The sequence below is a fragment of the Nocardia sp. NPDC049220 genome, from assembly GCF_040647855.1.
In the GTDB taxonomy this organism is placed as follows: Bacteria; Actinomycetota; Actinomycetes; order Mycobacteriales; family Mycobacteriaceae; genus Nocardia.
In genome coordinates this window covers 725,567-751,076 of the sequence record NZ_JBEZDA010000002.1, presented here as the reverse complement: position 1 = coordinate 751,076, position 25,510 = coordinate 725,567, and the positions used below count along the sequence as shown (strand labels likewise).

Below are 25,510 nucleotides of genomic sequence, written 5' to 3'. Positions count from 1 at the left end.
AAGGCGTGCAACCCTCCCACCCCCATCGATCGGAATCCCCTCGGGAGCGCCTGGCAACCGCGCGACTGTATCTGTGTACCGACGCCCGCAGGGAACGAGGCGATCTGGCCAGGTTCGCCGAGGCGGCCCTCGCGGGCGGAGTCGACATCATCCAGCTCAGGGACAAAGGATCGCCCGGCGAGGCGAAATTCGGTCCGCTGGATGTCAGGGCCGAGCTGGGCGCGCTCGCCGAATTGAAAGCGGCCGCGCGCAGACACGGCGCTCTGGTGGCGGTCAATGATCGCGCCGACCTCGCGTTGGCCGCGAACGCCGACGTGCTGCATCTCGGGCAGGACGATCTTCCACCTTGGTACGCGCGCCGAATCCTCGGACCCGATGTGGTGATCGGGCGCTCCACCCACAACCGCGCCCAGGCGGGCCTCGCCGCGATCGATGAGAACCTCGATTACTTCTGCACCGGACCGGTGTGGGCAACCCCGACCAAACCGGGCCGGCAAGCGGCGGGACCCGAGCTGGTGCGTTCGACCACCGACGCCCATCCGAGCCGACCCTGGTTCGCGATCGGTGGGATCGACGCTCAGAACTTGACCGAAGTGCTGGACGCGGGGGCGACCCGGGTCGTCGTAGTGCGCGCCATCACCGAGGCGCGCGATCCGGAAGCAGCGGCACGCGAACTGAAGGCGGCGCTGCTGTCGAACGCGTAGTGCGGCACCGCGCGTCAGGAAAGCAGCTGCTCGCGAGTCAGTGCAAGCACCGTGCCCAGCACGGTGTGCTCCGTGCTCGGCGCGACGGGCCGCGGGTCGACCGCCCTGTGCCCGTCGATGATTCTCGTGCAGTCGCCCGGTCCGTCCGGATCCGAATGCAGCCAGAAGAACCCCTGCTCGGCGAGGTCGAGCGTGCGTGGAAGCGCAGCGGCCACCGCGGCGTCATCCGCCGATTCGGCCAGGCACACCCGGCACGGCACGGCACGCAAGGAAGGCCAGGACGCGGCGAATCCGGGGTGTAGCGCATGAGCCTGCACATCATTCTCGGGAACCCAGGCCAACTCGGCACTCTCACGGTTGGCGCTGGTAGGCAAGGTGATCACGGCATCAGCCACCACCGTGGTGTAGGTCCAGCCGCTCAAGGCCGATGCGGTCACCCGCTCGCCACGCACCCGGACGTCGGCCGGATCGATACCCGCCTCCTCCCATGCCTCGCGGACCGCGGCGTGCACGGTGGTCTCGTGGCTGTCGCGGGCTCCGCCGGGCAATGCCCAGGTACCGCCCTGATGACTCCACGGCGCACGGTGCTGTAACAGCACCGCCGGACCCCCATCGGTCAGCGGGGCGCGCAACAAAAGTCCGGCGGCGCCGAAGCGGCCCCAATGCCGTGATCCGTCCGAACCACGCGACCATCCGTCACCGTCACCACGCATCTCGTACCATCCTGATTCAGCTGCGACAGTGCTGTGCCCCGCTGTGCTCCCAACTGGGGGTATTTCACACGCCGCGGCGTCCGTATGACCACAATAAACTCCGCACCAACACGCGCGGAGCGATCAGAGGGTCCGGGCGGCCGTCGAGAAAACCGCGAACGCGGCCCAGACTGGGGAGGTGGACATGGCTCGCACCGAGCAGACGACAGCCGAACTCCGGCCGTCGTCCATCGCGGAGTCCGCCGGCCGGGACAACCCGGCCGGACTGCGAGTCGCGTTCATGCGCGAACACTTGGACCCCGCCAACATGCGCTCCTTCGCCAAATCCTCACCGGGACGCCTGATCGCACTCGGGCTACTGCTCATCGGGCTATGCCTGGCCGCGGGCACCGTGACCGCGGGGACGGTCGGCGACCGGCAGCGGGGCCTGGATGTGCTGCTCTACGACACCGAACCGAACGCGTATTCCGCGCACCGGCTCTATACCTCGTTGTCGATCGCCGATGCCGCCGCCAGCACCGCCTTCATCGCCGGCGGATTGGAGCCACAGGCGGTGCGCGACCGCTACACCCAGGCCCTCGGCGAGGCGTCGACCGAGCTGGTGACCCAGTCCAGCCGCGGCGCGGGACATTCGTCGGACGTGGCGGCCGATCCGGATGCCCGGCTGCGAACCGGCATCATCACCGGCCTGCCGGTGTACTCAGGTCTGGTGGAGACCGCACGGACGAACAATCGCAGCGGATATCCGGTCGGGGCCGCGTATTTGAGCGAGGCCTCGAACCAGATGCAGACCACACTGCTACCGATGGCCGAGGAACTACAAAGCCGCCGCTCCGCGGAGGTGACCGACGCGCAGCGCAACCATGTGCGTCCGCCATGGTCTGCCATCATGCTGCTGATCGTCACGCTCGGCGTGCTGGTCTGGGTGCAGACGGATCTGGCGCGGCGCTGGCGGCGGGTGCTCAATCCAGGACTCCTCTTCGCCTCCGCGGGCATATTGATCCTGTTGGCATGGACGGTGATCGCGGGTTCGGTGTCGGCGACGTCGATGATCCACGCGCGCGACGACGGCGCGGTGCCCTCCTCGCGGCTGACCGAGAGCCGGATCCTGGCGCAGCAGGCCCGCGGCGCGGAAACGTTGAAGCTTGTGCGCAGGGACGCGACCGGCGACTACGACCGCACCTTCGACACCGACATCGCGCGCTTGGCCGACCTGCTCGGCGGTTACCCCGATTCCGCTCCCGCGGCCGACGACGTCCGCAATGCCATTCCGGCGCTGGAGCGCTGGCGGATCGCACACCAGCGCATGAACGACGCACTGGCCCGCGGCGATTTCAATGCCGCCGCCACCTTGGCGACCGGCCCCGGCGCCGCGGAGGCCACGGCGCAGGTAAACGCGCTGGACCGGTCGCTGGAGCAGGGGATCGCGAAGACTCGCGACACCCTGCGCGGCAAGATTTCTCAGGCTGCCCGAGTGCTCGACTACCTCGGCGCCGGCGCGATGGTGCTCGGCATTCTGGCGGCAGGCTATGTCGGACTCGGCATATGGCCCCGGCTTCGGGAGTACCGATGAGATCCGTACGCGGCCTGGTGGTCGTCCTCCTCCTCGTCGTGACGGCGCTGGTCAGCGGCTGCGCGAGCGACTCGACCGCACCACTGTCGGCCAAGACGCCCAAGTACACCGACCCGCCGCTGCCCGCTCAAGCGCGTCCGGTCCCGACGGATTCGCCGGCTCCGCCGCCACCGAGCACGCCACGGTGCGGGGACCCGACTGCCAGTCTGCGTCCCACCGGAGCGGGCGCTGCCGCGCGCGGACCGGTGATCGACGCGATCCGGGCACGTGGCAGATTGCTGGTCGGGCTGGATACCGGAAGCAATCTGTTCAGCTTCCGCGACCCGGTCTCCGGCGCCATCGTCGGTTTCGACGCCGATATCGCCAGAGAGGTCGCCCGCGACCTGCTCGGCAGCCCGGACCTGATCGAATTCCGCAGCCTCGGCTCGGCCGAACGCGAGACCGCGCTACAGAACCACACCGTCGACTTGGTCGCCAAAACCATGACGATCACGTGTGAGCGGCGCGAGAAGGTCGACTTCTCCACGGTCTATCTTCAGGCCAATCAGCGCGTGCTCGCGGTGAAGAACTCCGGAATCAACAGTCTCGCCGATCTGGCCGGCAAACGGGTGTGCATCGTGCGCGGCACCACCTCACTGGAGCACATCCGCCGGGAGCAGCCCACCGCGACCATCCTTGCCGTGCCCACCTGGGCGGACTGTCTGGTCGTCCTGCAGCAACGCCAGGTCGACGCGGTGAGCACCGACGACGCCATCCTTGCCGGACTCGCCGCCCAGGACCCGTACACCGCATTGGTCGGCAACAGCATCAGCGTCGAACCGTACGGCATCGGAATCCCGAAGGGCAGCGACGATCTCGTCCGTTTCGTCAACGGCACGCTGGACCGGATCCGTGGCGACGGGACCTGGACCGGGATCTATCACCAATATCTCACCGTGCTCGGCCCGGTCCCCGCTCCACCCGCACCCACCTACCAAGACTGACGGGCTATGAGCACCTCGGCCGACCCCGACCCCGATGCGGATGACACCACCGCCGGGGAGCCGGGTAAACCCGAGGGGGCCAACGCGGACGCCGATCAGCAGGTCACGCAACTCAGACCACGACGTCACGGCGATCCCGATGCCGTGGCAGCGCACACGGCCGGCGGCGCGACAGCAACAACCGATGCCGAACGACCAGACGGACCGGGTACGGAGATCGTGCGCGATCGACCCGGCACCACGCAGCAGACCGCGGCCGCGGCGGGTACGGTCGCGGCAGGCAAGGTCGGTGTGTGGCGGACGGATTCCGAACCGGACTCGGCGGCGACCGCGCGCACCTCCGGACGCAGCGTTCGGACCGCGCGGTCGCGACCCGCGGTGCGTCGCCTCGGCGCCGGGTTGGTGCCGATTCCAACAGTGGCACCCGCCGATCCGCGCGACGCCGTGCTCGCCGATCCCGTGGTGTCCGAGGGCAAGCGATTCTGCTGGCGCTGCGGTAATCCGGTCGGCCGAGCCACGGCGATCCGTCCCTCGACGACGGCGGGCATCTGCGCGACCTGCGACGCGCCCTATGATTTCCGGCCCTCGCTGCACGCGGGGGAGGTGGTGTCGGGGCAGTACGAGATCCAGGGTTGTGTCGCCCACGGCGGACTCGGCTGGATCTACCTGGCGATCGACCGCAATGTCAGCGACCGCTGGGTGGTGCTGAAGGGACTGCTGCACACCGGCGATGGCGAAGCACAGGCAGTGGCGGTGGCCGAGCGCCAATTCCTCGCCGAGGTGGCGCATCCCAGCATCGTCAAGATCTACAACTTCGTCGAACACGCCGGCGCCGACGGCGTGCCGACAGGCTATATCGTCATGGAATACGTGGGCGGTCGGTCACTGCGTGACATCCTCGACGCCTACCAACGCCCGCACCGCATGCCGGTCACCGAGGCGATCGCCTACCTGCTGGAAATCCTGCCCGCGCTGGAATACCTGCATTCGACCGGGCTGGCCTACAACGACCTCAAGCCGGACAACGTCATGGTCACCGAGGACCAGGTGAAACTGATCGACCTCGGTGCCGTGTCCGCCATCGACGCGTACGGAAATCTGTACGGCACCAGGGGGTTCCAGGCGCCCGAGATCGCGAGGACCGGGCCGACCGTCGCCTCCGACATCTACACGGTCGGCCGTACGCTCGCCGTACTCACCGTGACGATGCCGATGGAGCACGGACGCTATCTCGACGGCATCCCCGACCCCGCCGACCAGCCGGTATTGGCGCGCTACGAGTACTTCCATCGCCTCCTGCTCTGTGCCACCGACCCGGATCCGAACCGCCGCTTTCGGTCTGCCCGGGCGATGGCGGCCCAGATGTCGGGTGTACTGCGCGAGATCCTGGCAGCGGAGACCGGTACCGAGCACCCTCAGTTGTCGACCGTTTTCAGTCCGCCGCGCGCCGGCTTCGGTACCGAGGAATTGATCAGCCAGACCGACGCCTACACCGACGGACATGCCCGCAGCACCGCACTCGACGCCCGTGACGTGGTGGCGGCGCTGCCGATTCCGCTGCTCGACCCGACCGATTCGTCGGCGCCCCTGCTGACCGCCACGCTGCACCCCGAACCTGTCCAGGCCCTGGAGGCGCTGCGGGACGCGCGCGAACACGCCGAGGCCGATCCCGGCAATGCCCCGGAAACCTTGGCTTCGGAGCTCACCCTCACCGAGGCGCGGATACGGATCGATCTGCGCGAATCGACCACCGCTCTGCGGTTGCTCACGGGCCTGCCCGACAGTGACTGGCGGGTCGGCTGGTATCGCGGCCTTGCCGAGTTGCTGGACCGGGAATACGAACGGGCTTTCGCGAGTTTTGACGAGGTCCTGCGGGTGCTGCCCGGCGAGATCGCCCCGAAGCTCGCGCTCGCGGCCACCGCCGAACTGATTCTGCAGCATTGGGATTCGCCGGACCCCGAGCAGTGGAGGGCCTACGCGCGGAAGGCCTACGACACCGCGTGGCACACCGATCACACGATGGTGAGCGCCGCCTTCGGGCTGGCCAGGCAGCTGGCCGCGGCGGACCGGGTGACCGAAGCCGTACAGGCACTGGACGAAGTGCCCGCGGCGTCACGACATTTCAGCACGGCCCGAATGACCGCCGTGCTGCTCCTGCTCACGGTCGCGCCGGCGGCCGAACTCGACGAGTCCACTGTGCACATCTCGGCAACACGGGTGCTGAGTCTGCCGTCCGGCGAGAGTCGGGCGGTGCAGATGCGGCTACTCGTCCTCGGTACGGCCTTGGCTTGGCTGCAGAGTGGCGAAACACCGAAGCATCCGGACGCGACGCTGTTCGGCGGGCCTTTCACCGAACGACAACTTCGGATGAACATCGAAGCGGGACTTCGGACGCTGGCCCGGGCAGCACCCGGCCGCAATCATCGCTACGCGCTGGTCGACCTCGCGAATGCGATCCGCGCGAAAACCTGGCTCTAGCACTGCGCCCGGTCTGCCACGGCGTCTTCAGGAGGTTTCGGCAACCTGGCGCGCGGCGCGGGCGATCGCGAGTTCCTCGTTGGTCGGCACCACCAGCACCGCGACCGGCGCGTCCGGTGTGGAAATACGCCGGGCGGCACGACTATTCGCGGCATTGGCCGCCGGGTCCACGTCGATGCCGAAACGCGTGAGGTCGGCAAGGGCGTCGGCGCGCACCCGCGGGCTGTTCTCGCCGACTCCGGCGGTGAAGGTGATCGCGTCGACCGCACCGAGTTGCACCAGATACGCGCCGAGATAACGCCGCAACCGGTGGATGTACACCTCGTATGCGAGCCGGGCGGCCTGGTCTCCGCTGTCGATCAGACGTTGCAGTTCGCGGAAATCGTTCACACCGGACAAGCCCTTGAGGCCGGAGTCCCGGTTGAGCAGCACCTCGACTCGGTCGACGTCCATGTGCGCGGTGCGCATCAGATGCGGCACGATGCCCGGATCGAGATCGCCGGATCTGGTGCCCATCACCAGCCCCTCCAGCGGTGTGAGGCCCATGCTGGTGTCGATCGGGCGGCCGCCGCGGAGAGCGGAAGCCGATGCGCCGTTGCCCAGATGGAAGACGATCTGGTTCAGCTCGGTGGGCCGGCGTCCGAGCAGAACGGCAGCCTGACCGGACACGTACTCGTGCGATGTCCCGTGAAATCCATACTTCCGCACACCGTGTGCGGCAGCGATTTCGGCGTCGATGGCGTAGGTCTTGGCGGCGGCGGGCAAGTCGTGGAAGAACGCGGTGTCGAACACGGCGACCTGCGCCACCCCGGGCAGTAGCGCACGCGCGCTTTCGATACCTGCCACGTTAGCTGGATTGTGCAGCGGGGCGAGCGACGACAACTCGGAGATCGCGCGGACGACGGCATCGTCGATCAGCGTCGGCTGGTAGAACACCTCACCGCCGTGCACCACCCGGTGACCGACCGCGTGCACTCCGTCGCGGCGCAGATCACGTCCGGTCGCGGAGAACATGTCGAAGATCAAGCGCAGCCCGGCGGTGTGGTCGGTGACCGGTCCACGGCGCACGGTGCTCGCACCGTCGGTGTGATGCTCGATCCCACCGTCGCCCTCGCCGATCCGCTCGACCATCCCGGAGGCGACCACCACGCTCGACTCCGGGTTGAGCAGTTGGTACTTGATGGACGACGAGCCGGAATTGATCACCAGCACGAGGCCCTCGTCAACTGTGCTCATCGCGCCTCCTGTTCTCCGCGCGAAACCCGTACCCGGCGGGTATTCCACACATGCTCAGCAATCGCGGTCACAGCGCGCTTGTGCCGGGACCGACGCTGTCGCCCGCATCAGTTCTCCTGCGCCTGGATGGCGGTGATCGCCACCGTGTTCACGATGTCGGCCACCAGCGCACCGCGGGACAGATCGTTGACGGGTTTGCGCAAGCCTTGCAGCACCGGACCGACCGCGATCGCACCGGCACTGCGCTGCACCGCCTTATACGTGTTGTTGCCGGTGTTGAGATCGGGGAACACGAACACCGTCGCCCGCCCGGCGACCTCGGAACCAGGCAACTTGGTGGTGGCGACGGTGGGCTCGATCGCCGCGTCGTACTGGATCGGCCCCTCCACCGGCAGTTCCGGCGCCCGTTCACGCACCAACTCGGTGGCGACGCGCACCTTGTCCACATCCGCGCCGCTGCCCGAGTCGCCGGTCGAGTAAGACAGCATCGCCACCCGCGGTTCGATGCCGAAGCGGGCGGCGGTCGCCGCGGAGGAGACGGCGATGTCGGCCAGCTGCTGCGAGGTCGGGTCCGGCACAACGGCACAATCGCCGTAGGCGAGCACCCGGTCGGCCAGGCACATGAGAAACACGCTGGAGACGGTGTCGACGCCCGGCACCGTCTTGATGATCTCCAAGGATGGCCGGATAGTGTGCGCGGTGGTGTGCGCGGCGCCGGAAACCATCCCGTCGGCGATTCCCCGGTAGACCATCATGGTGCCGAAATACGAGATGTCGGTCATGGTTTCGCGAGCCCGCTCCAGCGTCATGCCTTTGTGTTTGCGCAGTTCGGCATACTCGGCGGCGAAATCGTCCAGGTGGTCGGAGCCGCACGGGTCGAGCACCTGCGCGGCGGAGATATCCACGCCGAGTTCGGCGGCGCGGGCGCGCACGGCCGCCTCGTCCCCGAGGATGACCAGATCGGCGATCTTGCGCTGCAACACTCGACCCGCCGCACGCAGGATACGGTCGTCGTCGCCCTCGGGCAGGACGATGCGTTTGCAATCGCCCCTGGCTCGCTCGATGAGCTGGTATTCGAACATCTGCGGTGTGACCACCATCGAGAGTGGAACCTCGATGCGCCGCAACAACTCCAGCGCGTCGACGCGTTCCTCCATCAGCGCGAGCGCGGTGTCCACCTTGCGTGGGTTGCCCGCGGACATGCGGCCGCGGGTGCGATAGGCGGCCCCCGCCGCGTCGTAACTGCCCAGGTCGGTGGTGAGGATCGGCAACTTGGGCTGCAGACCTGCCATCAGCCGTGCCACCGCGGGATGTGGCAGCATGCCACCGTTCATGATGATGCCCGACAGCGACGGAAAACCCGCCGCCTCGTGCGCGTTCACGACACCGAGCAGTACGTCCGACCGGTCGCCCGGCACGATCACCACCACGCCCTCGACCAGGCGTTCCAGAATGTGTTCGGCCGTCATGCCGCCGACCATGATCTTCAGCGCCTCCCGCTGCAGCAATTCCGGGTCGCCGCTGTACATTTCGCCGTCGATCGCCGAGCACAGTTCGGCCATGGTGGGCGCGATCAACAACGGGACCTCGGGCAACGTCCAGGCGGGAACGTCGAAGCCATGCAGCGCCGAACGCACGTCGTCCAACTGCCGCGGGTCGCAGCGGTTGACGATGATGGCGACCAACTGCGCGCGCTCATGGGACAGTTCGGCGGCACACAGTTCGGCCAGCTGTTTCACCTCGTGCGGAGTGCGGCCCGCGCCACGCACCGCCAGCAACACCGGCGCGCCCAGGTTGACCGCGATCCTGGCATTGAAACGCAGTTCGCTGGGACTGGCCACGTCGGTGTAGTCACTGCCGACCACGACCACCGCGTCGCACACCTTCGCCACCTCGTGGAAGCGCTGCACGATCTCGCTGATCGCCGCGTCCTGGTCGGCGTGCACCTGCTCGTAGGTCGTACCGATGGCCTGTGCGTAGGCGATGTCCGCCGTACTGTGCTCGAGCAGCAGTTCCACAATGTAGTCGGGCTCGGTGGTCGAACGGGTGATCGGCCGGAACACCCCGACCCGCGCGGTCGTGGCACACAGCATCTGTAGTACTCCGAGCGCTACCGTCGACTTTCCGGTGTCGCCCTCCGGGGAGGCGATATACACCGCGGAGGGAGCGTTGTCGGCCATATCGCAGAGCTTAGTGAACGGGTGGCACCGGGACCGGCCGCGAGACCACGATCACCGGTCATGAGCGCTTTCGGCTAGCCGCCACGACGCGTCGTCGCGCCCGTTATAGTCCGGACATGGCTGAGCAGTTTCCGGATCGGCGGTGGGGCTCGCGGACCACGCTATTGTCCCGCACGGCAAACAGATTCGCGGCGACGAGGCCGGGTTCTTGGTTCATCCGCATCGTCAGCCCGCTGGACCGGGCCATCCTGGATCGCACCGACGCCAAGTACACCGTGCTCGGCCCGATCGGCGCACCGGTCATCCTGCTCACCACGATCGGCCGCACATCAGGACAGCCCCGCACCCACCCGCTGCTGTATGTGCACGGCGGCGAAACGCTCTACGTGATCGGCAGCAATTTCGGGCAGAACCATCATCCCGCGTGGACCGCCAATCTCCTGGCGAACCCCATCGCGACGGTTGTCATCTCGGCCGAACGCATCAACGTACTCGCCACCCCGGTGACCGGCCCCGACAAAGACACCGTTTTCACCCAATTCGTCGACCTGGCCGGCGCCTACGCCGCGTACCGCTCCCGCACCACCCGCGACCTCCGCATCTTCGCCCTCCGCCGGGCCTAGCCATCCGGCGAGTGGTGCCCCGCGCGGCGTAGACCGAGAAGCTCGGCAGGTAACCACTCGCCGGAAGGGTCAGGCGAGAGCGCGCAGGCGGGGGGCCAAGTCGCGCTGGAAGAGGTCGAGGAAGCGGCGCTGGTCGTGGCCGGGGGCGTGAAATACCAGATGGTTGAGGCCCGCGTCGAGGTAGGGCTTGATCTGGTCGAGGGCCTGGTCGGGATCGCTGGCGACGATCCAGCGTTTGGCGATCTGCTCGATCGGCAGCGCGTCGGCGGCAGTTTCCATCTCGATCGGGTCGGTGATGCTGTGCTTCTGCTCCGCGGTGAGCGAGAGCGGGGCCCAGAAGCGAGTGTTCTCCAGGGCCAGTTCGGGATCGGTGTCATAGGAGATCTTGATCTCGATCATCCGGTCGATGTCCTCGACGCTGCGGCCCGCTTTCGCCGCGCCCTCGGCGACCGCGGGTATCAGCTTGTCGGTGTAGAGGTCCATGCCCTTGCCCGAGGTGCAGATGAAACCGTCCCCCGCGCGTCCCGCATATCGCGCGACCAGCGGGCCACCCGCAGCGACGTAGATCGGGATGCCGCCCTTGGGCACGTCGTAGATGGAGGCGCCGACCGTGCGGTAATACTGACCATCGAAGTCGACGCGGTCACCGGTCCACAGGGCGCGCATCAGGTCGATCGACTCGCGCAGCCGAGCGAAGCGCTCCTTGAATTCCGGCCATTCGCCGGTGAATCCGGTGGCGATCTCGTTCAGCGCCTCACCCGTCCCCACACCGAGCATCACCCGATCCGGGTACAGGCAGCCCATGGTGGCGAATGCCTGGGCTATCACGGACGGGTTGTACCGGAAGGTGGGGGTGAGCACCGAGGTGCCGAGTTGGATGCGCGTGGTGCGCTCGCCGACCGCCGCCATCCAGGCCAGCGAGAACGGCGCGTGGCCGCCCTTGTGCCGCCAGGGTTGGAAATGGTCGCTTACGGTGGCGCTGTCCAGGCCGTGTTCTTCGGCCAGCACCGCGATCTCGACGAGTTCACGGGGGCCGAACTGCTCTGCCGATGCCTTGTAACCGAGCTTTAGTTCGCTCATCTGCCACGCTCCTCGCGTTTCGTTTCCTGCCATCGCGATCCGTCTTCGACAGTAGCCAACGCCGTCGTCGAGCGTTGAGACGACTGGCGAGGCGGCGACTGGTCGGGTATCGGGTACCGGTACTGCGATGCTCGCCGCTACGCGTCACCCCAGTTCGCGGTCCCGCGGGTGTCCGATGCGCACCGTTGCGCGCGGGTCGCGAGCGGATAACGGATAATCGGCTGCGTGACCGCGGATGACGAACCGATCCTGTCCTACCTGACCGATATGGACGGGGTACTGGTCCACGAAGACCATCTGATACCCGGCGCCGACGAATTCCTCGCCGAACTGCGTGCCAACGAAACGCCATTCCTGGTGTTGACCAACAATTCGATCCGTACGCCACGGGACATGCAGGCACGGCTGCGCCACTCCGGGCTGGATATCCCGGAGGAGGCGATCTGGACCTCAGCGCTGGCCACCGCCACCTTTCTGAACGAACAACGCCCCAACGGAACCGCCTACGTGGTGGGTGAATCCGGACTGACCACCGCGCTGCACGAGATCGGCTACGTGCTGACCGAGAGTGCACCGGACTACGTTGTCCTCGGCGAAACCCGGACCTATTCCTTCGAGGCGATCACCACGGCGATCCGGCTCGTCGAACGCGGCGCGCGCTTCATCGCGACCAACCCGGACCCTACCGGCCCGTCCCGCGAGGGTTCGCTACCCGCGACGGGTTCGGTGGCAGCGCTGATCACCCGCGCCACCGGTCGCGAGCCGTACTACGTCGGCAAGCCCAACCCTCTGATGATGCGTTCCGCGCTGCGCCGCATCGGGGCTCACTCTCAGTCCACCGTGATGATCGGCGACCGGATGGACACCGACGTCATCTCCGGTTTGGAGGCAGGCATGCGCACGATCCTGGTCACCTCCGGTATTTCCACCCGCGAGTCGTTCGAGGCGTACCCCTACCGGCCGACCATGGTGGTGGATTCCGTCGCCGACCTCGTCGGCCGAACCAAGTCACCGTTCGCCGCCTGACCCGGGTCCGACGGCATTTCGCGACGGATCCGGCGGACTGTACACAGCGCAGGCCGACGGCGAGACATGACGGCGCGCTGAGCGCGCCCGGTCGCCGTCGGCGATCACGTCCGATGCACTGCGGCGCGTCGCGCGGACTGCCGAAGCCGAATCAGACGTGCACACCATTGGCCGCCAGATAGGCGCGTGGTTCGATGGCGCGCCCATTACGCCGGACTTCGTAGTGCAGATGGTTACCGGTGGAGTTGCCGGTGGAGCCGACGGCGCCGATCACCGTGCCCGCGGGGATCTGCTGACCAGGCCGCACCCGGATGCTGCCCGGGGTTTGATGGGCGTAGATGGTCTCGGTGCCATCGGCCGAACGGATGCGCACCTGATACCCGTAGCCGTCGCCCGCATTGCCGGCCTTGACCACAGTGCCACCGGTAACGGCGTAGATGGGAGTACCGGCAGGGGCCGCGAGGTCGAGGCCGCCATGGTGCTTGCCATTCCGCGGGCCGAAGTGGGAGCTGATCCGGTATGTTCCGGGGTCGAGCGGCGAGCGCGGCCGACCATTGCCCGGCTGGACCACACCGGCTCCGGACGTGTGCTTTCCAGCGATTCCATTGAGGTACTGGGCAGTCAGCCGATTGACCATCGCGGCGGTTTCCGAGGCCCTGGCCTGCCCGCCATGAACGATGGCTTGGGCCTTTTGCAATGCGGTGGTCAGTATTTCGTGTACTTTGCGTTGACCGCTCTTGGTGTAAGCGTTGGGGCCGAGCTCGGCGAGTTGGACGTTGACATCACGAATCAGCCGCAAGATCGCCGTGCGATCTGCCTTGTTGGCTCCGGCCAGACTCGTCATGTAGCGCGCGAGATCGTTGTCCAAGTTGTTGAACGCCTTCGCCGCGTTTTTCTGGTACAGGGCCTTGGCGCGGATGGCGGTAGCTCCAGCGCCCGAGCCCGAGACCCGGCCGGGTGTCGATCCCACCCTGCCGGTGCCCGACTCTGTGCCGTCCTCGCCATACGTGTCCGCCAGTTTGTTCAATGCGTTCACTGCGTTCTGGGCCTCTGGGGACAGTCCAGCTCCGCTGGGCGCGCTGGCGGGGGATCCAGATCCGCCACTCGATCCGCCGCCCGCGAGACCGGCCAGCGCCGACGCCAACATCGGTAGCGCCATCATCGCCATCGAACCGGCCATCAGTGCGGTGGGCGCGATGGCTGCGATCATCTCCGGGTCGATCCCCGGCGGTTCCGACGCCGCGTCACGGGGTGCGCCGTCCGGCGGCGTGGTCGTACCGCCTGGTGGCGCGGCGCCATCCGGCGGCGGCACGGCCGCGTCGGGTGGCGCTACCTCGGCGCCGGGTGCGGGCGGTTGCACACCGTTGGGCACGGGAGCAATCACACCGTTGGGCATGGGCGCGGGCGCGCCGGGCGATGAAACAGCCTGTGCGCGTGCGCCCGATACCGATGCACCGGTGGGTCCGCCCGGCTCGTTCCGTATCAGATTCGCGAACGCGGCGGTTGCCTGGGCAACGACGTCGGGCTGTTTCCGGTCCGCCGTCGATGTCGACGGCCCGTTCGCCCCGGACTCGCCCTCAGCGGGGACGCTGTCCTGCGCCGCACCGTCGTCGACAACCGGGTGTACCAACTCGCCGCTGGTCACGACCACCTCCGCATGCCCAGAAATCCGTCCGGCACGCCACCGCCCCGGCACGTGTTGCCGACATAGATTGTGACATTTCGGACAGCTATCCGGTCCTCATCACTGGGAATCGCGCGCTGAACCGCACAGACCGACCGTTCGAGTAGGCCACTACGCTGAAACCATGCGCATCTCGGTGGCTGCGGACGAGCGGGTAGGCATTGCCGGCGAACTGGTCGAGGAGTTGGCTCGACGCGGACACTGGACCGTGCCGCACGGCGCACTATCCGACGACGAACGCGACGACTGGGCCTGGGCGAGCGAAGCAGCCGCACGCGATGTCGCGGCAGGCCGCGCCGATCAAGCCGTCGTCTGCTGCTGGACGGGCACCGGCGCCTCGATCGCGGCCAACAAGGTCGCGGGTATCCGCGCCGCACTCTGCACCGACGCACCGACCGCCGCGGGCGCCCGCACCTGGAACGACGCCAATATCCTCGCCTTGAGCCTGCGCTCGACCTCGAGCGGCGAACTCCGGGAAATCCTCGACGCCTGGTTCGACACCGAACCCAGCACCATCCCCGCCGACCAGGCGAACATCGCCCACCTCAGCAAAATCGAGCACACCTCCCACCGCTGACGGCTGGTCGTCGCGGCAGCGCCCAGCCGAAACAACAGGGGGCGCTCGGCAATTGCGGCGCGGCCCGCACGCTGGGTGATACCTGGTCGAGCAGCCGGCAGGGCGCGCGACGGCGTCAGGTCAATGCGTGGTCGAGATCGGCAAGAAGGTCTTCGACGTCTTCGAGGCCGACCGAGATCCGGACGACGCCGTCGGAGAGGCCGATACCAGCACGCCCTTCCGGACCCATCGCGCGGTGGGTTGTGGTGGCGGGGTGGGTGATCAGGCTTTTGGCGTCGCCGAGGTTGTTGGAGATGTCGACGACGCGCAGCCGGTTGAGCACCTCGAAGGCGCGCTTCTTCGCCTCGTGCTCCGGCGCGTCCAGCTCGAAGGTGACCACAGTGCCGCCCGCGCTCATCTGACTGGTCGCCAGAGCGTGCTGCGGATGCGACTCCAGGAAGGGGTATCTCACCCAACTGACCGACTTGTTGTCCTCCAGGAATCGGGCGACCCGCAGCGCGGATTCCGCCGAGTGGCGCACCCGAAGCGGCATCGTCTCCAGCCCTTTGAGCAGCGTCCAGGCGTTGAACGGGCTCAGCGCGGGACCGGTGTGACGCATCAGCGTTTTCACCGGACCGTCGATGTAGTCTTTGGCGCCCAGAATGGCGCCGCCGAGCACCCGCCCCTGTCCATCGATGTGCTTGGTACCCGAGTAGACCACCACGTCGGCGTCGAGCTCGAACCCGCGCTGCAGCAGCGGTGTCGCGAAGACGTTGTCCAGCACCACTTTCGCGCCTGCCGCGTGTGCCAGTTCGCTCACCCGGCGCACATCGACCAGCGTCTGCATCGGGTTGGCGGGCGTCTCGAAGAACACCGCCTTCGTCGGCACCGACAGCGCCTGCTCCCACTGGTCCAGATCTTCACCGTCGACGAAAACGGTCTCCACTCCCCAGCGCGGCAAAATCTCGTTGCACACCACGAAGCAGGAACCGAACAGGCTGCGTGCGGCGACGAGTCGATCGCCGGCTCCCAGCAGCGCGCCGAGCGCGGTGAAGACCGCGGCCATTCCGCTCGCGGTCGCGAAACATGCTTCGGCGCCGTCGATCAGCCGCATGCGCTCCTCGAACATGGCGACCGTCGGATTGCCATACCGGGAGTAGACGAAGTGCTCGACCTCGCCGGTGAACGCGGCCTCGGCGGCCTCGGCGCTTTCGTAGACGAAGCCGGATGTCAGGTAGAGCGCCTCGGCGGTTTCCTCGAAGCCGGAGCGCCGCACGCCACCGCGCACACTGAGCGTCGCCGGGCCGACGCCCTCGGGCAACGGCCGGTTGAACGCGCCGCCGGTGATCACGACTGCCGCCATGGCAGTCCGTGGGCGCGCCAGCCGGAGCCGCCCCGATGCCCGTATTCGTCCACCGGACCTTCGAAGCCCTGGAGCACGTTGTACGAACTGCGGTAGCCCGCCGTGGTCGCGGCGATCGCCGCGCCGATCGAACGCTGGCCGGAGCGACACAAGAAAACGACCGGCGTCTCCTCATCACGATCCACCAGAGCCTGCTGCAACTGCTCGACGAATGCCTCGTTGCGCGCACCGGTCGAGTCCACCCATTCGATCAGCGCGGTCGGCCGTTCGATCGAACTCGTGTCGGGGAGGCCGACGAATTTCCATTCGGCTTCCGTGCGCACGTCGACCAGGACGGCGCGGGGGTCCTGCCGCAAAAGTTCCCAAGCCTGCTGCGGGGTGAGATCACCGGCATAACTCATGTGCACCTCCTGCGAATCCGCACTTGCCGTGCTCAGGTTCGAGGCACGGCCAGGTCGTCACCCGGAGCACCCCACCGCGGAGGAGGGTTGCCGACCAGTAATGCCGGGGCTTGACACTGGTTCTCATGACCTTCGACTGAGATTGCACCGATGCGGGTCACCGTGTCAAACGGGTGTTCACACTGCGAGAACGCTCAGGTGCAGACCAACCACTTCGATCCGGATCGAGTGAGATTCCAGGTCTTCGTGGTCGATGTCCCGTCGACCTTCGTGGTCACGGTCGCCTTCCCCTTGTCGCCGTCCACCATCGGGTTGTCGAGTTTCGTGATCTCGACGGACTTTCCGGCGCCGGCCTGTCCGGCGAGCGGCGAGCGCGCTGCGTCGAAGCCCTGGCACGCGGTGCCAGGCGGGGGCACCGCAGCGGTGACATTGGAGCTCTCGACGAAGTTGCGAACCGCGGCGACGATCCGGTCGGAATCTGTGACATTTTTCTCAGCGGGCGACAGCACCCCGCCGAGCACGATCGCGACCAGCACGACCACCGCGACCACCGCGGCCGCGAGGAACGGCGCCGCGGAGCGCCTGTCGGTCTGATCGACCCGGATGATGTCGTCTTCGCCCGCGCTCGGCGGCTGCTCGGTCATGACTCGATGATCCCTGGTCATCCGGGGTATCGAACGCTCGGACCCGGACCAGCGCCGTTGACGCCGGCGTGAAACCGACCGGATCGCCGGGTAGCGAATACGCCGAACGGGTAACCGACAGATGTGACGTTCGATGGCCGCCGTCCAGTACGCGCACCGGCGTGGGACACCCTCGGCTACCCCGATAGAATCGCGGGGCTGTGGCCTGTTGTCATCGCGATTCGGCAGCTTCTCGTCACAGCGAACCCCGGCACCGCGCAGCCAGAGCCGGCCTCGCCGGTGCGGCACCGCCACGGTGCAACCAAGCCATGCGTCAACTTAGCCTAAGCTAAGGTCGACGCCGTTCATCTTTTCGACCATAAGGGTGCGCTTAAGACATGACCGAACAGAGTGCAGGATCGACCAGCGGAGTACCCGGGCCCTCCGTGGTGACGCAAGCTGCCTCCGCCGGACCTGACGCGCACACCGCCGGGACCCGCCCGCTGCGCATTGCGATCGTGGGCGCCGGACCGGCCGGAATCTACGCCGCCGACGCATTGATGAAATCCGACGCCGAGGTGAGCATCGACTTGTTCGAGCGGATGCCCGCACCGTTCGGTCTTATCCGCTACGGCGTCGCGCCGGACCATCCACGGATCAAGGGCATCATCACCGCCCTGCACAAGGTTCTCGACAAGCCGCAGGTTCGACTGCTCGGCAACATCGACTACGGCACCGACATCACCCTCGACGACTTGCGCACGTTCTACGACGCGGTGATCTTTTCCACCGGGGCGAACGCCGACCGCGCGCTGGACGTCCCCGGCATCGGCCTGGACGGCTCCTTCGGCGCCGCGGACTTCGTGTCCTGGTATGACGGGCACCCCGATGTGCCGCGTACCTGGCCGCTGGACGCGGAGAAGGTCGCGGTGCTCGGTGTCGGCAATGTCGCGCTCGATGTCGCGCGCGTACTGGCCAAAACCGGTGACGAGTTGCTGCCCACCGAGATCCCGCCGAACGTCTACAACGGACTCAAAGCCAACAAGGCCGTCGAGGTGCACGTGTTCGGCCGACGTGGGCCCGCGCAGGCCAAGTTCACGCCGCTGGAACTGCGCGAACTCGACCACTCGCCGACCATCGAGGTCATCGTCGCGCCCGAGGACATCGACTACGACGAAGGCTCCGAAGCCGCGCGCCGGCACTCCAAGCAAGTCGACATGGTCGCCAACACCCTGGAGCAGTGGGCCATCCGGGACGTGGGCGAACGCCCGCACAAGCTGTTCCTGCACTTCTTCGAATCCCCCAGCGAGGTGTTGGGCGAGGACGGCAAAGTGGTCGGCCTGCGCACCGAGCGCACCCAACTCGACGGCACCGGCAACGTCAAGGGCACCGGCGTGTTCAAGGACTGGGACGTCCAAGCGGTCTACCGGGCCGTCGGTTACCTGTCGCAGAACCTGACCAACCTGCCGTTCGACGACCAGGCGGGCACCGTGCCGAACGAGGCGGGTCGCGTGATCGCCGACGAGAACGCCGACGGCGCCGAGCGCTACCTGCCCGGCACCTACGTCACCGGCTGGATCAAGCGCGGTCCGGTCGGCCTGATCGGCCACACCAAAGGCGACGCCAACGAGACCGTGGCGTGCCTGCTCGACGACAGCCCGAACTTCACCCCGGCCGCCGAACCGGAACTCGACGCCGTCACCGCATTCCTCGAAAGCAAGGGCATTCCGTTCACCACCTGGCAGGGCTGGTACCGCCTGGACGCGCACGAGCGCGCCCTCGGCGAGCCCGAGGGCCGCGAGCGAGTCAAGGTCGTGGAGCGAGAAGACATGTTGCGCGCCAGCGAGCCGCACAAAGTCTGATCGTCCTGCGGCGGGACCGACAGCCCGCTGCCGTGCCGACCCCCTCGCTGCGGCAGCGGAAAATCCGACGCTGAGGCATTCTGTACAAGTGTTCGATGCCCACCTGCACATCTTCGACCCGCGGTTCCCGCTGGCCGAGAACGAGGGCTACCTGCCCGACCCGTTCACCATCGCCGACTATCGGAAGCGCATGGCGCGCTTCGATGTCGGCGGCGGTGCCGTGGTCAGCGGCTCGTTCCAGGGCACCGATCAGAGCTACCTGAAGGCCGCCCTCGCCGAACTCGGCGAGGGCTGGGTCGGCGTCACCCGCCTCGACCTGGATGCCACCGACGAGGAGATCAGCGAGTTGGACCGCATCGGTGTGCGCGGGCTGCGGTTCAACCTCAAACGCGCCGCCATGGACATCACCGGAATGACCCTGCAGGCGCTTCGCGCACACGAATTGGTCGGCTGGCACGTCGAGGTCTACATCGACGGCACCATGCTCGCTTCGCTGCAACCGGTCATCTCCAAGCTGCCCGCACTGTCGATCGACCATCTGGGCATGTCGGAGGAGGGACTGCCGTTCTTGCTCGATCTCGTCGATCGCGGGGCCCGGGTCAAGGCGACCGGCTTCGGTCGGCTCGGCATGAACGTCGCCGACACGCTGCGCCGCATCCACGCGGTGAACCCCGCGGCTCTGATGTTCGGCACCGATCTCCCCGGCGCCCGCGCGGGCCGACCGTTCCAGGACTCGGACGTCGAACTCATCTGCGATGTGGTGGGCACCGACATGTACGCGGTACTGGAGGACAACGCGCGAGCGTTCTACCGGCTCCCGGTCCGGGAACGGACTATCCACACAGACCCGAGCCCGACACTGCCGCTGTACCGCCCGGAGCCACCGACCCTCCGTCTTCGTCGCGACGAACTGCCGGTAAGCCAAGCGGGAGACACGATTCCGTTCCCCGCTATCGAACAGTAGAGCGCAGGCCACAACGCTTCGGTCTCATAACAAAGATTCAGTCGCGGCAGCCAGATGATGGCAGAATCACGCCACCGCCCTCGACGCATCCGAGCGATTACTCGGTATGCGTGGAACGCGTAATAGCCGGCAGTCGGGTATCCCCACCGGTTGCCACCCCGGTTCAGCGGGCCTGCTGCATCCAGTCCCGGTAATGCGTCGGCGCCAGGTGTGCGTCCGATCCCGCGATGAGTTCATCGCCGGTGATGGCGGCGAACATACCCGCTTTGTCGTCGGTGACGCAGGTCCGGTCGTCGTGCTGTGCGGCAAGGGTGATCCTGCCGAGTTCATCGAGACGAAAGACGTCGGGGCCCGCGATGTTTCGGATGCCGTCGAGCGGCGGGTTGGTGGCGACTTCGACGATCGTGTCGACAATGTCCGCGACGGCGATCGGCTGCACCCGGGTGGCCGGCAGCCGGACGGTGCTGTCGTCCGCGGTCCAGGACATCACCGCGTCCACGAACTCGAAGAACTGGGTGGCGCGCACGATCGAATATGGCGTCGGCCCTTGCCGAAGCAGGTCTTCCTGGAGCGTCTTGGCCCGGTAATAGTCCAACTGGGGCACCTGATCCACGCCGACGATCGAAAGGATCACCTGATGCCGGACACCGGCGCGCTCCCCCGCGGCCAGCAGATTGTTCATGGACGTGCGGAAGAATTCCAGGGACGCCTCGTCGAAGGTCGGCGAGTTCGTCACGTTGATCACGACCTCGGCGCCCTCCAACGCCTGGTCCAAGCCCTTCCCCGTGAGCAGGTCGACGCCGGTGGACGGCGCCGCGGGGACGGCCTCGTGTCCGGCTTCGGTCAACTTCCGGACCACCCGCGATCCGATCATTCCAGTGCCACCGATTACTGCGAGCTTCATAATGTCCCCTTTCACGACGTGCCACCGAGCACGTCTGGGCTTCTCCGAAGACGCATTCTCAACTCGGATATCTTGTCGGCGGGAACCGGACGCATTCATCCGAACCAACCGCACGCGCGACGTACAGGTATGTCGATGAAGCACCTCAACTCTAATACTCTCGTCCAATGCTCGCGCAAGGTTGCCGCAAAGGCAGACCTCGCTGTCCGGACACGACGTTCGCGCTACGTCACAATGGCGCCGACAATCCAGACACCGGTGGCCAGCAGCGCCCCGAAGAGCTCGACGAGAATGGAAAGGCCGACGCCCTTCACCGCGTGAACCGTTGCCTGCCAAGCCTGCTGATTCACCCGCAACCGGTGGAATTCCGAAAGATACACGCCGAGAACAAATCCGACGAACAAACCGACCACCGGAATTATGAAGAATCCGATGATACCGAATATCGCGCCGACGAAGACCGCGCGGTTGGACACGCCGGCGTCCTTCATCTTCCGACCCGGCCAGGTGTATTTGACGATCCCCGAGATCACGAGCAATACCGTGCTGATCGCGAAGACCGTCCACGCGGTGACGCCACCGGTCAGAAAAGCCCAGACGGCGATGGCCCCGAAGATCAGGATGACGCCCGGCAGAATCGGAATCACGATCCCGAGCAGGCCGACCAGAATGACAAGGCCGACAAGTAGTTCGGACCACCCCTGGCCAGCGGTTGTTTGCACCGATGAAGACTATCGGCAGCGGCGATCGCGTGCGAGCCCTATTCGTCGGGTCAGCGTACGAACCGGGTCTGGTCGGGCCTCCCCCCACCCGTATGCGAGACACGCTGCCGGACATCTCATCCCTTGCACAGCGGAGGGCTTGTCGAGATGCCGCCCACATCACACTGCGTCCCGACAAGATTCATCGTCATGGATTCGATACCACTCGCACAGCCTCTCAGGCTGAACGGACCTGACCTCGCGCGGGCCGGCCGGGTGCGGCGACGGCCGAGTCATCGGCTATACCGACTTGGCCCCCGACGTCGTCACGGTCGGCGATGGCCAGCACCGCCCCCAGCAGTCCAGGGAACCGGCCGTCCAGATCAGCGCGCCGCAGCGTGACAAAGCATCGAGTTCCTTCCTGCCGCGTGTAGGTGAGGCCGGCATCACGCAGCACCCGCAGGTGATGGCTGAGCGTCGATTTGGCCACTGGTGCCCGCAGTTCGCCCCAACCCCGTTCACAGCCGTCGGCCAGCACTCGTACCAGCCCTACCCGGATCGGGTCACTGAGTGCCGCCATCACCTCGATCAGGGTCATATCGCCTGGTACGGGATGGCGCGCCTGTTTCATGCCGACCATGATATCTTGTTCGATGTTTCACAAACATCGAACAAGGAGAGCGTGGTGACCGCACCCAACCACCAGCCCTATCGACTCGACGCCGATTTCACCGGCAAGGTCGTCATCGTGACCGGCGCAGGATCGGGCATCGGTCGCGCCGCCGCTCGAGCGTTCGCCCGCGCTGGCGCCCGGGTGCTGGGCGTTGGACGGCGCAAGGAGGCCCTGGCGGCTACTTCCGCCGAGCACGACAACATCGCCGTGCTCCCTGCCGACATCTGCGCTCCTGATGCGCCCCAAGCCGTGATCGATGCGGCCACCGAACGGTGGGGCCGGGTAGACGTGCTGGTCAACAATGCCGGGGCCACCAAGATGATGCTGCTGGAGCAGGCCACCGCCGAGGGCATCACGGCCCTCTGGGATCTCAACGTCACCGCCCCCAGCCTGGTGGCCCACGCCGCGCTGCCCTATCTGCGGCAGACCCGGGGGACGATTGTCAACATCTCCAGCACCTACGGCCACCGGCCACTACCCGGCGCCGGCCACTACGCCGCCTCCAAAGCCGCCCTCGAGCATCTCACCCGTTGTTGGGCCATCGAGTTGGCCTCCGACGGCATCCGAGTCAACGCCGTGGCGCCCGGTCCCACCGAAAGTGAGGCATTGTCGGCAGCCGGGCTACCCGACAGCACGGTGCGGCAGATCAAGCAGGACGAGAGCAGTCGTATCCCGCTGGGCCGCCGCGGCGAAGCAGACGAGGTCGCCGCCTGGATTCTGCGTCTGGCCGACCCCGGCACCACTTGGCTGACCGGCCAGGTCATCACCATCGATGGCGGACTCGAACTCACCTGAGCCACAAGCCCGCTCACAGTCGGCCGCCGCGAATTCCTGGTTCGGTCCGCGCCGGTTCGACCTCACCCCTGCGCGAACGACGCCGGCCCGTAGGCAGCTGGATCGCAACATCGTGGCATCACCGACCGAGTCCATGCCACGGGGCGGTAGGTTCGGCGATATGCAACTCGGTCAGCCCAGTCGCACCGCGCTCGCCACCGCCTACGCTCGCGCCTATCACCAGGTGGCCGCCGAGCCGCGGATCTTCACCGACCCGCTTGCCATCCGCATCACGGGCGTGAGTCCCGATCGGCTACCCGATCTGGCCAGAGGCGTGCTGCGCGAACCCGCGGACCTCGCGCTACAGCGCCGGCGGCGGATGTTCCTCGCCGCCCGGGCACGCTTCGCCGAGGAGACGGTCGCAGCAGCCGTCGCCGCTGGGACCAGGCAGGTGGTCATTCTCGGCGCCGGCCTGGACACTTTCGCCTACCGCAACCCGCATCCGCAGGTGCGAGTCTTCGAGGTCGACCACCCCAATACCCAGGCGTGGAAGCGGCAGCGGCTCGCCGCCGCCGGGATAGCCATTCCCCCGTCCCTGACCTTCGCCCCGGTCGACTTCGAAAGCCAAACGCTCGCAAGCGGTTTGGCGGCGTCTGGATTCGACCGGAGTCGCCCCTGCGCCTTCGTCTGGCTCGGTGTGGTGATGTACCTGACGCGCGAGACGATCCTGGATACCGCGCGATTCGTGGCGGGCCAGGCGCCGCCGGTCCAACTGGTCCTCGACTACCTCTATCCGGACTCCGCCGCAGCACCCGAGCAGGCGGCGCAGCAGCAGGCCAGGGCCGGCCGCGTCGCCTCGATCGGCGAGCCGTGGCTCTCGTTTTTCACTGCGGCGGAATTCGCACAACTACTCCGGGAGATCGGCTTCGATCGAGTCGATGACCGATCCGCGCGCACGTTGGTCGACGGGTATCTGGACAGTCCGGAACTCGATGCCGCCGACGGCGCTTTCGGCCCGCACGTGTTGCGGGCGACCCGGACCGAGTGACACGGCCTCAGCCGGCTGCCGACCGATCGGGCGGCTGAACTGCCGCGGTACGCTCGCGGCGCATCACGGCCCGGATGTCCCCGGCATCGACCCCAGTCGACAGCGTCACTTCAGGTGCATGTCGAACCAATCGATCGGGACCTCGGGGTGGACGCCGAAGTAGTCGTAGCCGTCAGCGGAGCGAGGCACACCCGCGGCTATCCGGGCGTCGGCGGATTTCGACCGGGCGCGCTCACCGCGCGAGCGCCGATTCCGTCGAGCACGGCAACGACCACCGCGTCGACCGATGGCGCTGCCGCGACCGGATGCCCCGCCAACAGCGCCGACAGAACGTTGTCGTGGCAAACACCGACCAGCATGGCGACCGCGGCATCGACCTGCGCGTCCGGCGCGAGGCGACCCAGGTCGCGTTCGGCATGCAGGTAGTTACCGAGGCGATCCCGCCAATCCTGTTCGCCCTGATTCGATTCGGCGAATCGGGCCAGGACCGCCGGGTGTGCCAACAGTCCGGCGAAGACGGGCACGACCGCCCGGTGCAGTTCGAGACCTCGGCTGAGATAGCTGCGCAGGTTTGTCTCGACCTCGCCGACACCCGCGTCCGGGAGCGGCCCGAGTTCGCGTTGCACCCCGTCGACATGCGCACGCAACGCGGCGGCCAGCAGTTCTTCCTTGTCGGTGAAGTGGTTGTAGAGCACCCCGTCGGCGACTCCGGCCGCCCGCGCGATGGCGCGGACGGTGAGACCGGTGGAGCCCTGCTCAGCCATCATCTGCTCCGCGGTCGCGATCAGATGGCCACGCAGGTCGCGTTCGTCCTCGCGACCGCGCAGGACTGCTGCCTTTCTCGGTGACATGCGGCCTACCGTACGGATGTTGATAAGACTGCTGTCACCGAGTACACGCGATTCGCGTTGGCCGAGCTGAGCAGGGGTGGGTTGTGCTTACTGGCCGGTGGGGAGTCTGGCGACCGCGGTCTCGGAGGTCGGTGTGGTTGGGCAGGGTGTAACAGCCGGGTGGGTATCCAGGCAGCGGTGGCCCATCATCTGGGCGACCTCACACCTGCACAACCAGCCACCGCCTGACCCACCGGCCCGACACGGCCCGAACCGAGAACTCCGTGGAAAAGCTGGGCAGACCAGCGGCTACCTCACACCCGAAACACGCTAATCCGCGCGCCGCCGGCGCGCGAACCAGCCCGAAAACCACATCGGTGGAGTGAGGTTCAGTAATATCTGAAATATGCCGCAACTGCCAGGGACACGTACCTGGTGCGGCCTGCGATTCGGCAACCGAACAACTTCATGCATAGGCGGCGAAGTATCGCGACATTCGCGGCGAGTGCTCCTCCCCGTTCCCGCGAGGTG

The 25,510-nt window shown here is 67.0% G+C and carries 23 protein-coding genes and 1 riboswitch; of the genes, 11 read left to right on the top strand and 12 right to left on the bottom strand.

Annotated elements, in window-relative coordinates; genetic code table 11:
- Positions 1-5: 5 nt before the first annotated feature.
- Complete coding sequence (gene thiE / locus AB0C34_RS10455) at positions 6-704, top strand: thiamine phosphate synthase (protein WP_357069625.1); 699 nt, start codon at positions 6-8, stop codon at positions 702-704.
- A 14-nt stretch (positions 705-718) separates the two neighbouring features.
- On the opposite strand, the gene AB0C34_RS10450 is transcribed toward thiE, so the two are convergent.
- Positions 719-1,417, bottom strand: a complete 699-nt coding sequence (locus AB0C34_RS10450) for an NUDIX hydrolase (RefSeq protein ID WP_357069623.1) — start codon at positions 1,415-1,417, stop codon at positions 719-721.
- 184 nt (positions 1,418-1,601) lie between these two features.
- Between AB0C34_RS10450 and AB0C34_RS10445 the strand changes: the two genes are divergently transcribed.
- From AB0C34_RS10445 to AB0C34_RS10435, 3 genes are read left to right on the top strand one after another with little or no spacing between them, the layout of a single operon-like run.
- On the top strand, positions 1,602-2,990 hold the full coding sequence (locus tag AB0C34_RS10445; protein ID WP_357069621.1) for a hypothetical protein: 1,389 nt from the start codon (positions 1,602-1,604) through the stop codon (positions 2,988-2,990).
- On the top strand, positions 2,987-3,973 hold the full coding sequence (locus AB0C34_RS10440) for a glutamate ABC transporter substrate-binding protein (protein WP_357069620.1): 987 nt from the start codon (positions 2,987-2,989) through the stop codon (positions 3,971-3,973). Before AB0C34_RS10445 ends, AB0C34_RS10440 begins: the two co-directional genes overlap by 4 nt.
- Positions 3,974-3,979: 6 nt before the next feature.
- On the top strand, positions 3,980-6,451 hold the full coding sequence (locus AB0C34_RS10435; protein ID WP_357069618.1) for a tetratricopeptide repeat protein: 2,472 nt from the start codon (positions 3,980-3,982) through the stop codon (positions 6,449-6,451).
- 27 nt (positions 6,452-6,478) lie between these two features.
- Here the strand turns inward: AB0C34_RS10435 and AB0C34_RS10430 are convergent, their stop codons facing one another.
- Together AB0C34_RS10430 and pta are read right to left on the bottom strand one after the other, a co-directional pair.
- Entirely contained in the window at positions 6,479-7,687 is a 1,209-nt protein-coding gene (locus tag AB0C34_RS10430) for an acetate kinase (RefSeq protein WP_357069616.1), read from the bottom strand.
- 107 nt (positions 7,688-7,794) lie between these two features.
- On the bottom strand, positions 7,795-9,867 hold the full coding sequence (gene pta, locus AB0C34_RS10425; protein ID WP_357069615.1) for a phosphate acetyltransferase: 2,073 nt from the start codon (positions 9,865-9,867) through the stop codon (positions 7,795-7,797).
- Between the two features lie 116 nt (positions 9,868-9,983).
- Between pta and AB0C34_RS10420 the strand changes: the two genes are divergently transcribed.
- Positions 9,984-10,490: a nitroreductase/quinone reductase family protein gene (locus AB0C34_RS10420; protein ID WP_357069613.1), complete on the top strand. Its 507-nt coding sequence runs from the start codon at positions 9,984-9,986 to the stop codon at positions 10,488-10,490.
- 69 nt (positions 10,491-10,559) lie between these two features.
- On the opposite strand, the gene fgd is transcribed toward AB0C34_RS10420, so the two are convergent.
- Positions 10,560-11,570 (bottom strand): glucose-6-phosphate dehydrogenase (coenzyme-F420), encoded by a 1,011-nt coding sequence (gene fgd / locus AB0C34_RS10415; protein ID WP_357069611.1) that lies wholly within the window; start codon positions 11,568-11,570, stop codon positions 10,560-10,562.
- A gap of 225 nt (positions 11,571-11,795) precedes the next feature.
- On the opposite strand from fgd, the gene AB0C34_RS10410 reads away from it, so the two are divergent.
- Positions 11,796-12,596 carry an HAD-IIA family hydrolase gene (locus AB0C34_RS10410; protein ID WP_357069609.1) on the top strand — a complete coding sequence of 267 codons (801 nt, stop codon included), beginning with the start codon at positions 11,796-11,798 and terminating at the stop codon, positions 12,594-12,596.
- 151 nt (positions 12,597-12,747) lie between these two features.
- On the opposite strand, the gene AB0C34_RS10405 is transcribed toward AB0C34_RS10410, so the two are convergent.
- Positions 12,748-14,241 carry a peptidoglycan DD-metalloendopeptidase family protein gene (locus AB0C34_RS10405; protein WP_357069607.1) on the bottom strand — a complete coding sequence of 498 codons (1,494 nt, stop codon included), beginning with the start codon at positions 14,239-14,241 and terminating at the stop codon, positions 12,748-12,750.
- Between the two features lie 163 nt (positions 14,242-14,404).
- Between AB0C34_RS10405 and AB0C34_RS10400 the strand changes: the two genes are divergently transcribed.
- Positions 14,405-14,857, top strand: a complete 453-nt coding sequence (locus tag AB0C34_RS10400) for an RpiB/LacA/LacB family sugar-phosphate isomerase (RefSeq protein WP_357069606.1) — start codon at positions 14,405-14,407, stop codon at positions 14,855-14,857.
- 115 nt (positions 14,858-14,972) lie between these two features.
- Here AB0C34_RS10400 and AB0C34_RS10395 read toward each other — a convergent pair whose 3' ends face one another.
- From AB0C34_RS10395 to AB0C34_RS10385, 3 genes are all read right to left on the bottom strand, one after another.
- Positions 14,973-16,199 carry an O-succinylhomoserine sulfhydrylase gene (locus AB0C34_RS10395; protein WP_357069604.1) on the bottom strand — a complete coding sequence of 409 codons (1,227 nt, stop codon included), beginning with the start codon at positions 16,197-16,199 and terminating at the stop codon, positions 14,973-14,975.
- Positions 16,184-16,600, bottom strand: a complete 417-nt coding sequence (locus AB0C34_RS10390) for a rhodanese-like domain-containing protein (protein WP_357069602.1) — start codon at positions 16,598-16,600, stop codon at positions 16,184-16,186. The genes AB0C34_RS10395 and AB0C34_RS10390 overlap by 16 nt, the downstream gene beginning before the upstream one ends.
- Positions 16,601-16,614: 14 nt before the next feature.
- Positions 16,615-16,731, bottom strand: a riboswitch (SAM riboswitch).
- Positions 16,732-16,794: 63 nt separating this feature from the next.
- Positions 16,795-17,244 (bottom strand): hypothetical protein, encoded by a 450-nt coding sequence (locus tag AB0C34_RS10385; protein ID WP_357069600.1) that lies wholly within the window; start codon positions 17,242-17,244, stop codon positions 16,795-16,797.
- 377 nt (positions 17,245-17,621) lie between these two features.
- Here AB0C34_RS10385 and AB0C34_RS10380 point away from each other — a divergent pair, with 377 nt between their 5' ends.
- Both AB0C34_RS10380 and AB0C34_RS10375 read left to right on the top strand, forming a co-directional pair.
- On the top strand, positions 17,622-19,085 hold the full coding sequence (locus AB0C34_RS10380) for an FAD-dependent oxidoreductase (RefSeq protein ID WP_357069598.1): 1,464 nt from the start codon (positions 17,622-17,624) through the stop codon (positions 19,083-19,085).
- A gap of 88 nt (positions 19,086-19,173) precedes the next feature.
- Complete coding sequence (locus AB0C34_RS10375; RefSeq protein WP_357069596.1) at positions 19,174-20,049, top strand: amidohydrolase family protein; 876 nt, start codon at positions 19,174-19,176, stop codon at positions 20,047-20,049.
- 163 nt (positions 20,050-20,212) lie between these two features.
- Here AB0C34_RS10375 and AB0C34_RS10370 read toward each other — a convergent pair whose 3' ends face one another.
- The 3 genes from AB0C34_RS10370 to AB0C34_RS10360 all read right to left on the bottom strand — a co-directional run bounded on the left by AB0C34_RS10370 (position 20,213) and on the right by AB0C34_RS10360 (position 22,285).
- Positions 20,213-20,953 (bottom strand): SDR family oxidoreductase, encoded by a 741-nt coding sequence (locus AB0C34_RS10370; RefSeq protein ID WP_357069594.1) that lies wholly within the window; start codon positions 20,951-20,953, stop codon positions 20,213-20,215.
- Between the two features lie 224 nt (positions 20,954-21,177).
- Positions 21,178-21,675: a DUF456 domain-containing protein gene (locus AB0C34_RS10365; protein ID WP_357069592.1), complete on the bottom strand. Its 498-nt coding sequence runs from the start codon at positions 21,673-21,675 to the stop codon at positions 21,178-21,180.
- A gap of 217 nt (positions 21,676-21,892) precedes the next feature.
- Entirely contained in the window at positions 21,893-22,285 is a 393-nt protein-coding gene (locus AB0C34_RS10360; protein ID WP_357069590.1) for a metalloregulator ArsR/SmtB family transcription factor, read from the bottom strand.
- 54 nt (positions 22,286-22,339) lie between these two features.
- Here AB0C34_RS10360 and AB0C34_RS10355 point away from each other — a divergent pair, with 54 nt between their 5' ends.
- Together AB0C34_RS10355 and AB0C34_RS10350 are read left to right on the top strand one after the other, a co-directional pair.
- Entirely contained in the window at positions 22,340-23,122 is a 783-nt protein-coding gene (locus AB0C34_RS10355) for an SDR family oxidoreductase (protein ID WP_357069588.1), read from the top strand.
- Positions 23,123-23,234: 112 nt separating this feature from the next.
- Positions 23,235-24,149, top strand: a complete 915-nt coding sequence (locus AB0C34_RS10350) for a class I SAM-dependent methyltransferase (protein ID WP_357069586.1) — start codon at positions 23,235-23,237, stop codon at positions 24,147-24,149.
- Positions 24,150-24,346: 197 nt separating this feature from the next.
- On the opposite strand, the gene AB0C34_RS10345 is transcribed toward AB0C34_RS10350, so the two are convergent.
- A complete protein-coding gene (locus tag AB0C34_RS10345) occupies positions 24,347-25,000 on the bottom strand; it encodes a TetR/AcrR family transcriptional regulator (protein ID WP_357069584.1) in 654 nt (217 codons plus the stop codon).
- Positions 25,001-25,510 lie beyond the last annotated feature (510 nt).

Coding starts and splice junctions, on each gene's coding strand:
- AB0C34_RS10450 (WP_357069623.1), bottom strand. CDS start 1,417: ATGCGTGGTGACGGTGACGGATGGTCGCGTGGTTCGGACGGATCACGG.
- AB0C34_RS10445 (WP_357069621.1), top strand. CDS start 1,602: ATGGCTCGCACCGAGCAGACGACAGCCGAACTCCGGCCGTCGTCCATC.
- AB0C34_RS10440 (WP_357069620.1), top strand. CDS start 2,987: ATGAGATCCGTACGCGGCCTGGTGGTCGTCCTCCTCCTCGTCGTGACG.
- AB0C34_RS10435 (WP_357069618.1), top strand. CDS start 3,980: ATGAGCACCTCGGCCGACCCCGACCCCGATGCGGATGACACCACCGCC.
- AB0C34_RS10430 (WP_357069616.1), bottom strand. CDS start 7,687: ATGAGCACAGTTGACGAGGGCCTCGTGCTGGTGATCAATTCCGGCTCG.
- pta (WP_357069615.1), bottom strand. CDS start 9,867: ATGGCCGACAACGCTCCCTCCGCGGTGTATATCGCCTCCCCGGAGGGC.
- AB0C34_RS10420 (WP_357069613.1), top strand. CDS start 9,984: ATGGCTGAGCAGTTTCCGGATCGGCGGTGGGGCTCGCGGACCACGCTA.
- fgd (WP_357069611.1), bottom strand. CDS start 11,570: ATGAGCGAACTAAAGCTCGGTTACAAGGCATCGGCAGAGCAGTTCGGC.
- AB0C34_RS10400 (WP_357069606.1), top strand. CDS start 14,405: ATGCGCATCTCGGTGGCTGCGGACGAGCGGGTAGGCATTGCCGGCGAA.
- AB0C34_RS10395 (WP_357069604.1), bottom strand. CDS start 16,199: ATGGCGGCAGTCGTGATCACCGGCGGCGCGTTCAACCGGCCGTTGCCC.
- AB0C34_RS10390 (WP_357069602.1), bottom strand. CDS start 16,600: ATGAGTTATGCCGGTGATCTCACCCCGCAGCAGGCTTGGGAACTTTTG.
- AB0C34_RS10385 (WP_357069600.1), bottom strand. CDS start 17,244: ATGACCGAGCAGCCGCCGAGCGCGGGCGAAGACGACATCATCCGGGTC.
- AB0C34_RS10380 (WP_357069598.1), top strand. CDS start 17,622: ATGACCGAACAGAGTGCAGGATCGACCAGCGGAGTACCCGGGCCCTCC.
- AB0C34_RS10370 (WP_357069594.1), bottom strand. CDS start 20,953: ATGAAGCTCGCAGTAATCGGTGGCACTGGAATGATCGGATCGCGGGTG.
- AB0C34_RS10360 (WP_357069590.1), bottom strand. CDS start 22,285: ATGAAACAGGCGCGCCATCCCGTACCAGGCGATATGACCCTGATCGAG.
- AB0C34_RS10345 (WP_357069584.1), bottom strand. CDS start 25,000: ATGTCACCGAGAAAGGCAGCAGTCCTGCGCGGTCGCGAGGACGAACGC.